The sequence below is a fragment of the Alteromonas alvinellae genome, from assembly GCF_902705805.1.
In genome coordinates, this window is record NZ_CACSIH010000037.1 from 60,721 (window position 1) to 71,908 (window position 11,188).

Sequence of the window (11,188 nt, forward strand, 5' to 3'; positions counted from 1 at the left end):
TCATTATGCATATGTTCATCGAGAACATTGCTCACGGAAGAAATAAAGAAAGCAGTAATGACACAAACGGTTGGAACTATCCAGGTTGCCTCTTTAGCCAAAGAGACGTGCGGACATTTTAAAACAGGGTTGCCCTGCCCTAAGGGAATGTGGCCCGCCGTCACTCAATTTCGGCTTGCCGCAAACGGAATACTTCTAACTGATGCTTTTATCAAAACCTCGCAGCTATGGCCAGATGGTTCAATAAAGTGGTTGTTATGTGAAGGTTTGATTGATTTACAGCGCCATTCGGTAAGCGATGAAATAGTTCTGACGCTAGAAGTGGTGGAGAGCGACTCACCATCGATCAAGCTTATCTCACCTGTAAACAATAACGATGAGGCGCTTTCACTGTCTCTGGGCAGTGGCAAAACATTCACAATTAACAAAGCCAAGCCTTTTCAGTTTGTAACCGACAAGCACTTATCCAGCTCTTTCGATATTGTTGATATTACTCCTCAATCGATAACACCCATTGCGTTCTCTTATGCTCTTCATTGCAACAACAACGAATACAGCGCAATAACCGTTGAACAAAAATACGAGATTAGTCTTGGCAGCGATAAAAAGCTGATTGTTGAAGCAGAAGCGTCAATCTTCCTTAGTACCGGAACGGTTTGTGCTCACTTAACAATGCGAAATCCAAGCGCTGCGTTGCACCCTAATGGTAAGTGGGACTTGGGAGATCCAAACAGTCTTTATTTAAAAGAATGCTGTATCTCGTTCAAAGGTAGATCGCTAGAGCCTACGCTGAAGCTAGATTCTGATGTTTTTAGTTCATCTGAACATGAAGAGCTGACACTTCATCAGGCTTCCAGTGGTTTTGAAAACTGGCAAAGCCCTGTTCATGTAAATAAAGACAACGTTAATTCGCTTGCGTTTCGCGGTTTTAGGCTCTACGAACCAGAACAAATATTACTTTCAGGTGACCAAGCTCAGCCGCAAATTACCATCTCAGACAGCAGTAGCACTTTTAGAATTCATGTTTATAAGTTTTGGCAAAATTTTCCTTCTTCAGCACATTTAACAGCAGACAGTTTAAGCGTTAGCTTGTTAGGTTCAAGGCATAGTGAATGTACTGAACTTCAGCCTGGTGAACAAAAAACACGATGCATCTCAATCGCACCTTTTGACATACAATCACTGCAAGTAGTCATTGATAGCGCTTGGTTAAACAACGCATCTGTTTTGCCTTTTCTCCCTTCTAAATCATGCAAGTTTGACTCTCTTATAAAAAGTGGCATTGAAGGTCCGTCTTCTTTTTATGAAAAGCGGCTCGATATCGACGAATTTGGCTGGCGACATTTTGGTGAGCTGTATGCGGATCACGAAAAGGCACTCGCACCTGACGAGCCCTTTTTCGTGTCACATTACAACAATCAATACGACCCTATATTTGGAATGCTGATGCAGTGGTTATTAAGCGGCGATCCTCGTTGGTTTGAACTAGCCGATGATCTTGCCAAGCACGTTGCAGATATTGATGTTTATCACACCAGTGACGATAAGCCCGAGTATAGCGGCGGACTGTTTTGGCATACCGACCATTATGTTCAGGCATATACCGCTTCTCATAGAACGTACTCTAAACATCAGCCGTCTGGTGTTTACGATGATCATGCTGGAGGCGGCGGTCCGGGTGGGCAACATTGTTATACCAATGGTCTCACTTTGCATCATTTGCTTACTGGCTACACACCGTCTCGAGACGCCGCATTATCCATAACGCAATGGGTAACCAATTATTATGAAGGCGACGGTACGTTTGTAGGCGCCCTGCTTGCGTTTAAAAATAGCGATATTCCTGGTGTTAAAAATGTAAAAACAGGAAAATATCCTCTAGACAGAGGTACGGGTAACTACCTGCAAGCAAGGCTAGATAGATACGAACTACAAGGTTGTGATAGTGACATTGAAGCAGCGTCCTATATTATAGCGAATACGGTCTCCCCCACCGATGACTTCGACCAATTGCAATTGGATAATGTCGAAGCAACGTGGTTTTATACTGTATTCCTACAAGCAGTTTGCCGATTTATATCACTTAAAGAACAGCGCTGTGAATATGACTCGAGCTATCAATACGCAGTAGACTCACTTACTCACTATGCCAATTGGATGGCTGTGAACGAATATGCTTATCTGGACAAGCCTGACATTCTTGAGTTTCCGAATCAAACGTGGAGTGGGCAAGACCTAAGAAAACTATGCGTACTGCATTTTGCATCTAACTATTTAACTGAAGCCCAACGTACACTTGCTGAGCAAAAAGCCGAGCAACTAGCAGATACAATTTTTCAACGCCTTAGTACGAGTACAGAAACGAGTACCACGCGCGTACTTTGTTTAATGATGCAAAACGGTCATTACTCCGGTTTTAAGCAGGCTGCCCGCCCTCTTTCATCGACTTCTACACAAAAAGGTCAGGCATTAACAGAAAAATCCAATCCATTGAGTTTTCTTTTGTCCAACCTTATCGATTTATCTCCGTCAAGAGAGAGAAAACAGCTAGTGAAACGTTTTCCACAACTTCAAAAATGGTTAGGTAAACCATGAGTATTAATACGTCTTTTATCATTCCTCATAAGGGGCGTGAAGACATGCTCATTGAAACACTAACAAGTATTGCGGGCCTAACAACACCTAAAGAACAATACGAAGTTGTTTTGGTAAGTCAGAATAAAGAAATTTCAAATACGCTCAGCGCATTTATCGAAACAGTAAATTTGCGAGTTGTATATAACGACGAAAATAACACGATTTCACATTCTAGGAATCTGGGCGCCGGCTTGGCGACAGGTGAATACTTGGCATTTTTAGACGCAGATGTTGCACTTGCTTCGAATTGGCTAGACGTGATGATTGATACTCTCAAAACACGAGACAATACGGCTCTAGTCAGCGCCATGCAGGTAAACAGCCCTAACGCGCCGCCTTTAGAGATAATAAGAACGGCGTTAAGCAATGCTGAACTTGATGTGCCTGTCAGTTTTCTACCTGGCCGCAACTTATTTCTTTTAAAGGAAACATTTGAAGCGGCAGGTAAGTTTCCTGAACACCTTCTTACTTGTGAAGATTATTTCTTTACCGATAAGGTTAGTAAATTAGGTGAGTTGTTTTATACCTCACAAACCCAGTATATTCACATTGGCGAAGACAAAGCTTACGCACCGATGTATAAAAAAGAAATATGGCGAGGCCAGTCCAATATTGCATCTTTAAAAGGAAGGCGCATTCCGCTGAGAGAATGGCCAAGTTTTGTTGTTCCTTTTGCATTTACAGGTGGTCTTTTACTGGCTTTTCTCGCGATAATATTCTCGCAACCTATTGTCGCTATGGTTATGTTAGTAGGCGCTTTACTGCCTTTTACAGCGTATACGTGGCGACTAAAAAGGCTTGTTAAGCAGCAAGTAACTTGGTGGCATTGTTCACTTTTTTATCTGCTTTATTTTCCGGCTAGAGCACTTGGAACATTAATAGGAGTACGCGGCGCTGTTAGTACCAGCTCGCATAAATAACAATGAAAGTTTTACAGTTTATTTGTTCAACCGGTTTTTACGGTGCAGAAAGATGGGTTTTAGCTTTATCAAAGCATTTGCCAGATAGTGTTTCGAGTGAGCTTGTTGTTACCTTAGAGCCGGGTACAGAAGAGCTAGAGCTAGTAAAACAGTTCAAAGCGATAGGAAAAACTCACCACATTCCTATGCAGGGTCGTTTTGACCTGCGTGCCGTTTCGAAATTGGCGGATTTAATTCAGGAACAAGATATCGATATTATCCATACTCACGGCTATAAGTCAGATATTTTGGGCGTAATGGCGGCTAGAAAAGCAGGTATTCCATGTGTTGTAACACCCCACGGCTTTGAAAATGCTGCCGACTTGAAACTCCGTCTCTTTATTTGGTTAGGATGTCAGTCGATGCGCTTTGCCGACAAAGTTGTTCCACTTTCTAAACAACTAATGAGTGATGTGGAGAAGTTTAATATATCGCCTGACAAGCTTGAGTATATCCAAAATGGCGTAGACTTGTCTGAAGTAGAAGCCGTTAGACAAACAAAAAAAGACAAGCCGAAAGAAAAGAAGACCATTGGCTTTGTGGGCCAAATGATCAGCCGGAAAAATATAAAAGCCATTTTAGACTGCTTCGAGTCTTTATATAAAAAGCGTCAAGATATTGAATTAGTACTGCTGGGTGACGGCGAAGACCGCCCCAGTTTAGAGGCGTATTCAAAAACACTGGCTAGTGCCAGCGACATTCATTTTTTAGGCTTTAGAAATGACAGGCTACAGCTGCTGCGCGACTTTGACTTGTTCGTAATGACGTCGACGCTTGAAGGCATCCCTCGCTGCTTAATGGAAGCATGCGCCATGGAAATTCCGGTGTCTGCTTATGACATTGCGGGTATCGACCAGCTAATAACACACAACGAGTCTGGTTTATTGGCTCCTCTTCACAACAGCAAGCAGCTTGAGAAAGATTGGGAGAGACTGCTAGATGACAAAGCGCTCGCCACCTCACTAGCTCAAAACTCAAAGTCGTTTGTAGAAGCCAATTTCTCTGCTAAGAGAATGGCTGATGAATACCTTGAATTATTCGAAGGAATCCTGAAAGAGAGTGTAAATGCATAAACAGGACGTGTTATTTGTTTTAACTATTGATACTGAAGAAGAATGGCATTGGGACGAAGAATTTCCGCAGCATAACTGTTCAGTTGAAAACGTTGAAAAGCTTCCTACATTTCAAACTTTCTGTGAAAGTCTTGGTATCCGTCCTACGTATTTTGTTGATTACGCCGTTGCAAGCAATAATCTTGGCAGTCAAACTCTGCGAACCTTTGCTAAGTCTAACAGCGCGGAAATTGGAGCACACCTACACCCTTGGTGTAACCCTCCCTATTTCGGTAAGACAACCGAAGCGGAATCTCACGTAATAAACCTTCCTTTAGAGCAAGTAGAGCAAAAACTCGATGCACTAAACGCCCTTTTACACGACGAAATAGGCGTTCTCCCACAGTCCTTTAGAAGCGGGCGATGGGGCGTAAGTGCCAAAATGCTTAGATTACTTGCATCAAGAGGCTATGTAGTAGATTCAAGCGTTTATCCTTTTTACAGGAACGACTATTTTAGCTGCCTAGGTGCACCAGAATCGCCTTATTGGCCTTCGTTTGACAACGCACTGGCTCCTGGAGAGCAGCGTCAACTGCTTGAGGTCCCTGTTACCGCAGGGTTTAATATTCAAAACTTCTCTCTTGGTGAACGCATTCATAATCGACTATCTAAACCGCCCTTTAATTGGGTTAAATCTGTCGGTTTGCTTTGGCACAGTAAACTTTTAAGAAAGATTTATTTGAGTCCAGAGCTTACCGAAATCGAAGACATGCTTGCGTTAGTCGATCAAAGCATTCAGAAAAAACAACCCGTTATTCATATGTACTTACACAGCTCTAGTTTAATCGACGGAGCAACGGGCCTTTTAGATGGGCCAAATGCATTTGAAACAATATGCCAGCGCATTGAGGTTGTAACTCAACACTTAGCGGAAAACGCCAATGTGAAATTTTGCACTATCTCAGAAGCCAAGGTGCATTTAAGTAACCGCAGCGCTTTAACCGGTGTTCTCAAGGGTGAGCAACATTAATGACGGCACAACAAAATACAAAGTTACGAATAGCGTCAGCCAACGACAAACCTTTGTGGGATGCCTATGTATCACAACACAAAAATGCGTCCGCTTATCATAAGTTTGCGTGGCTTGAAGCGGTAGAGGCCGCTTACGGTCATTCAATGCTTGGCGTAATTGCCACATGTGATAGCACGAGGCAAGTTGTTGGTGTGTTCCCTGCTGTTTTAATGAATATACCTTTACTGGGAAAACGTATATGTTCTTTACCCTATTGCGATGTAGGCTATGGCTTAGCCGACAACGACAAGGTACTAAATGACATGCAGGCACTTCTTGCTGCGCAGATGCGAAAGGTTACAGGAAAAAAACTAGAAATTAGGGGTGTAGAGCAAACACCGTTAGACAAAAGGCAGTTTGAGAACAAAAAAGTGCGTATGCTTTTGCCTCTGCCTGAGTCTAGTGAAGCACTGTTATCAAGTTTCAAATCTAAATTACGTAGCCAAATAAGAAAGGCGGAAAAAAATGGGCTTACCTTTGAATTAGGCACATCGAACGTCCTGGTAAGCGACTTCTACAACGTATATGCTCAAAACATGAGAGATCTCGGCTCTCCTGTTCACGCTGAAAAATGGTTTAAGGCAATTGTAAAAAGTTACGGCCAAAGTAGTTTAATTAGCGTGGTTTATCACGATGGCCAGCCAATTGGTGGTGGCATTATCATTAAGTCAGGTGACAACGCTTCTATTCCATGGGCCTCAACACTTCGCGACTTCAATCGTCTTGCTCCCAATATGTTATTGTATTGGTCTTTACTTTCTCATTGCGCCGACAATGGCGTAAAAGTTTTTGACTTTGGCCGCTCAACCTTTGAAGAAGGCACATATAAATTTAAAAAACAATGGGGCGCAGAACCTCAACTGCTTAACTGGCAGAGTTTTGATAAAAATAATGAGTTGATAGACGCTAAAAGCGACGCTGAGTCAGGCTCAAGCAGGGTAAGAGAAATAGCCGAAAGCATTTGGCGTGAACTTCCCTTAAAATTTACCATTGTAACTGGGTCAATTCTTCGACCTTATATCAGTTTGTAGGGATAACCATTCATGTGTGGCATTGCAGGATTTAGCCTTTTTAATTTCAACGAAGGCGGTGAAACTTCATTAGAAGCTATGCACAAGGCTATTCATCACAGAGGCCCAGATGCCAGCGGCATGTATATCGATGAACATATCGGCCTTTGTCATAGGCGGCTGAGTATTCTTGATCTCTCAGAAGCAGGCAATCAGCCTATGTACTCGAAAGAGGGTGACTTGGTTATTGTTTTTAATGGCGAGATCTACAACTTCCTTGAATTGCGAGCCGAACTTGAAAACGACGGTGTTACATTTAAAAGTCATACAGATACCGAAGTTATATTAGAGCTATACGCACGCGAGGGCACCAAGTGTTTAGATAAACTAAACGGAATGTTTGCCTTTGCTCTGTGGGACAAAAACAAGCAAGAACTGTTTATTGCACGAGATCGATTGGGAAAAAAACCCCTCTATTACTTCAGTGATAATGGAAGATTTGCGTTTGGCTCTGAGATTAAAGCTATATTGGCATTGGAAAACATTCCAAGAGAAATTCGCTTAGACGCCGTATATGACTTCTTTGCATATCAATACGTTCCCGATCCGAAGAGTATTTTTAAGCACATTCACAAGTTACCACCTGCCCATTATTTAATTCTTAATAAAGACGGTTTCAGCATTCATGAATATTGGGATTTGAGCTTTAAAAACACCACAAGTGCCAGTGAAGATGCCAATAAAGCGCAGTTAAAGACCTTACTTGAAAAAGTCACTAAACAAAGAATGATCAGTGATGTTCCGCTTGGCGCTTTCTTAAGCGGCGGTGTGGATAGTTCGGGTGTTGTCGCTATGATGGCACAAGCCAGCGAAACTCCAGTAAAAACCTGTACCATAGGATTTGATGATAAAGCATTTAACGAAGCGGATTTCGCTCGTGAAATAGCTGAAAAATACGAAACAGAGCACCATGAATTTACCGTTCACCAAAACGTTAGCGACAGACTAGAACATATTGTCAGTTTTTTTGATGAGCCTTTTGCAGACCCTTCACTTGTGCCAACTTTCTTCGTTTCAGAATTGGCAAGAAAGGCTGTAACCGTTGCTCTCGCGGGAGACGGCGGCGATGAGATGTTTGCTGGCTACGAAAAGTACACAATAGATGATGTTGAGAACAAGCTAAGAAGCAAATTTCCCGAAGCGGTACGAAAATCCGTTTTTCCACATTTAGCCAAGTTAGCTGGGAAAGTGCCAGGCACAGTCGGGAAAAAAGCCAAATCTTTGCTTACGAGCTTGTCTCACGAACCGGCGATGGGCTTTTATATCACTAACAGCATGATGACAGATGAAATATGGCAAAGCCTAGTCAAAGCCGATGTAGCAAAAGAACTGGCTGGTTACCATCCCAGTCAATATACCCTAGACATGTATAACAAAGCCGACGGTCCAGACCATTTAAGCAAAATTCTTTACACTGATATTAAGACCTACATGACAGGCGATATCTTAGTAAAGGTTGACCGCATGAGTATGGCAAATTCGTTAGAGGTACGAGCGCCTATTCTGGATTACCAAGTTGCAGAGTTTGCCGCTACCCTACCCTCTTCACAGAAATATCGCGACGGTGAGAAAAAATACTTACTTAAAGAAGTCTTTAAGCCTTTTATCCCCGACTCACTGCTGTATAGAAAGAAAATGGGCTTCAGCACGCCGCTGGATGATTGGTTTAGAGGTGAATTGAAATCACTCTCTGAATCTCAAATCATTGATTCACAGCGTGGGCTTAACGACATATTCGATAGCGGTGTTATAAAGAAACTTTGGGAAGAACATCAAACGCGTAAAGCTGATCATGGCATAGTACTGTGGAGCATGTTGATGTATCAAATGTGGTTTAGACGTTACGCCCTAGCACAAGAGGTTACGCAGCAATGAGAGTTATGCACGTGACTTTTGACATGCGCATTGGTGGTACTGAAATGGTAATTAAAAACATCATTGAGGGAAATACTGATGCGAATATCGAAATGTCTATTTTTTGTATTGAAGCGCCTTTGGGACCATGGGGCGAGCAACTCAAAGACGAGGGCGTAGCTATTTCAACGAAAGCCCGCAAGCCCGGCTTTGACGTGAGTATTATTAAGGCATTAAGAGCGCACATTAAATACAAAAAAATAGATGTTATTCATTGTCACCAATACACGCCCTGGGTTTACGGAACGCTGGCAGCGTTATTTACGCCAGCTAAGGTCATCTTTACTGAACATGGCCGCTTTTACCCTGACTCCACCACTTGGAAACGCAAGCTTGTTAATCCCCTATTATCTCGTTTCACCCATGCCGTGACAGCCATCTCTGAGGCAACAAAACAGGCTGTCGCCACCTTTGAGCATATACCATCAAACAAAATCAAAACGATATATAACGGTATTAAACCTCTAAATTCGGATTCAGTTAACTCAGCAGCATTAAAATTAGAACTCAAACTCCCCCGTGCAGCGAAGGTATTGGGCACAGTAGCGCGCTTGGACCCTATTAAAAATCACGTCATGTTGATACGAGCATTTTCGATAATATGCAACCAAGTTCCAGAAACCTATTTAGTTATTGTCGGCGATGGAGAAATGCGCCAAACACTAGAATTGCTTAGTGAAGAATTGAATTTATGTGATCGCATTAGATTTACAGGGTACAAAACTAATCCTACGGACTACATCAACCTTTTCGATGTGTTTGTGCTATCTTCATTAAGTGAAGGGACATCCATGACACTGTTAGAGGCCATGTCATTATCAAAACCATGTGTGGTAACTGACGCGGGCGGAAACCCAGAAATAGTCAAACACAAGGTATCGGGCTTGGTGGTGGAAAATGACAACGCAAAAGCCTTTGCCGACGATACTATTCGCCTGCTTAATGCCCCCCACCAGCAAGCAATAATGGCAGCACACGCCAAGGAAATTTTTGACAAAGATTTTGATGTAAAATGCATGAACGCGGCATACAAGGAGCTCTATGAAAATGTTAGCCAGACTTAGTTTTTACGCCGCTCTTTTATTGATGTTTGTACCTGCAGTGGCTGCGGTTGATAGCGACAGTTCACCTTCGTTATATTGCCAAGACATGCTGTCAAAAGCATCCTTAGCCAGATTTAAGTCAGCTTTGAAGCGGCATGCCGCAAATGAAGAGCAACAATGTGATTGGGCTTTTACGCTCGATACTTTGATTAACTTACCACGAGTAACAACTGATGTTTTGTCTTATGAGGGCGGCTTTCGAATATCATTGGGCCAGTTTGGGGATTCACAGTACGCTTCGTTTAACTATTCATACGGTGTGTTTACCTATGATCCAAAGCGAAATTCCGTTTATGTTATCGGCAACCAGAAAACTAGTCCCATCGCCGAATTCCCCGTCCCTGAAATCGTAAGAACCTCGGATATCCGTAAATTTGTATTAGCTGAAAAGCCGCTCCAGTTATTTACTGAGTTTTATAAAACCAATCGAGTAGACACTGGAATTAGTAATAACTTCAGACCCACAGGACTGGCTAAAATTGACAACGCGCTAATGCTTAATTATATTAACTGGTATGATGCAAGTGGTAGTGAGACAGATACCACTATCATATTTTGGAATTCTAAAGATCTCTCTAATAGTAAAGCTTATGGTCCTTATCAGCTTCAAGGCGCAGCTCATGCAGCAGGCTGGATAAGTGAAATCCCCACGGAATTACAGTCGCTATTAGGGGGTACGCATATTGCTGGTTCTCAGCCGTTTGCATCTATCATCTCTCGTCTTTCTGTGGGCCCATCAGCATTCTCTTTTGATGCGAGAGAAAACGTAATTTATGCGCCTTCGGGTAAGATCCCCACTTCGCCACTCTTAGACTTCTCATTAAAACAAATATTACGGGATAAAAGCACATATCCAATCGTAACGGACGTAAATAGTATTTTATACAACCGCGATGGAAGAAATAAATTGTGGACTATTCTATCAAACGCTGCTTATGGCTTTATCATACCTAATACTCGTACCTACTTAACGATTGGCTTTTCAGGCGGCCATGAATCGGGCATTGGTTATAAAATTACGCAGAATAATGGCAACCAATGTGGAGGGCAATGTGCTAAGGACGCCAATGATACCTATCCATATTATTGGGCATGGGACGTAAGTGACCTTGTAAAAGTAAAACTAGGGCTGATGGCGCCCCATGACGTTGAACCATATGACTACGGTTTATTTCCATTGCCCGAAAGTATTAAAAGCATAGCGATTACAAGCGGTTCTTTTGACAAATACAATGATCGTCTTTTCATCTCAATAAGAAATGGAGATAACTTGCACGCGTATAACCGTGCCCCGCTGTTTTTGGTTTACAAAGTACACCAGTAATAGATTAGGCCAATAGGAAACGAGTACCTAGGGGCTATTTCCCTCGGACGACATTTT

General features: G+C 42.5%; 8 protein-coding genes. All 8 read left to right on the top strand.

Going from position 1 to position 11,188, the window contains the following annotated elements; genetic code table 11:
- The first annotated feature begins 57 nt into the window (after positions 1-57).
- The 8 genes from ACX5KA_RS02695 to ACX5KA_RS02730 are packed head-to-tail and all read left to right on the top strand — an operon-like array spanning position 58 to position 11,131.
- A complete protein-coding gene (locus ACX5KA_RS02695) occupies positions 58-2,595 on the top strand; it encodes a hypothetical protein (protein WP_458730339.1) in 2,538 nt (845 codons plus the stop codon).
- Positions 2,592-3,557, top strand: a complete 966-nt coding sequence (locus ACX5KA_RS02700) for a glycosyltransferase family 2 protein (protein ID WP_458730340.1) — start codon at positions 2,592-2,594, stop codon at positions 3,555-3,557. Before ACX5KA_RS02695 ends, ACX5KA_RS02700 begins: the two co-directional genes overlap by 4 nt.
- Positions 3,558-3,559: 2 nt before the next feature.
- Positions 3,560-4,669: a glycosyltransferase gene (locus ACX5KA_RS02705; protein WP_458730341.1), complete on the top strand. Its 1,110-nt coding sequence runs from the start codon at positions 3,560-3,562 to the stop codon at positions 4,667-4,669.
- Positions 4,662-5,678, top strand: a complete 1,017-nt coding sequence (locus ACX5KA_RS02710; protein ID WP_458730342.1) for a polysaccharide deacetylase family protein — start codon at positions 4,662-4,664, stop codon at positions 5,676-5,678. Before ACX5KA_RS02705 ends, ACX5KA_RS02710 begins: the two co-directional genes overlap by 8 nt.
- Positions 5,678-6,751 (top strand): GNAT family N-acetyltransferase, encoded by a 1,074-nt coding sequence (locus ACX5KA_RS02715; RefSeq protein ID WP_458730343.1) that lies wholly within the window; start codon positions 5,678-5,680, stop codon positions 6,749-6,751. The genes ACX5KA_RS02710 and ACX5KA_RS02715 overlap by 1 nt, the downstream gene beginning before the upstream one ends.
- Before the next feature lie 12 nt (positions 6,752-6,763).
- Positions 6,764-8,665, top strand: coding sequence for an asparagine synthase (glutamine-hydrolyzing) (gene asnB, locus ACX5KA_RS02720; RefSeq protein ID WP_150140642.1), 1,902 nt, complete (start codon positions 6,764-6,766; stop codon positions 8,663-8,665).
- On the top strand, positions 8,662-9,768 hold the full coding sequence (locus tag ACX5KA_RS02725; protein WP_014977080.1) for a glycosyltransferase: 1,107 nt from the start codon (positions 8,662-8,664) through the stop codon (positions 9,766-9,768). Before asnB ends, ACX5KA_RS02725 begins: the two co-directional genes overlap by 4 nt.
- Positions 9,746-11,131, top strand: a complete 1,386-nt coding sequence (locus ACX5KA_RS02730; protein ID WP_150140640.1) for a hypothetical protein — start codon at positions 9,746-9,748, stop codon at positions 11,129-11,131. Before ACX5KA_RS02725 ends, ACX5KA_RS02730 begins: the two co-directional genes overlap by 23 nt.
- Positions 11,132-11,188 lie beyond the last annotated feature (57 nt).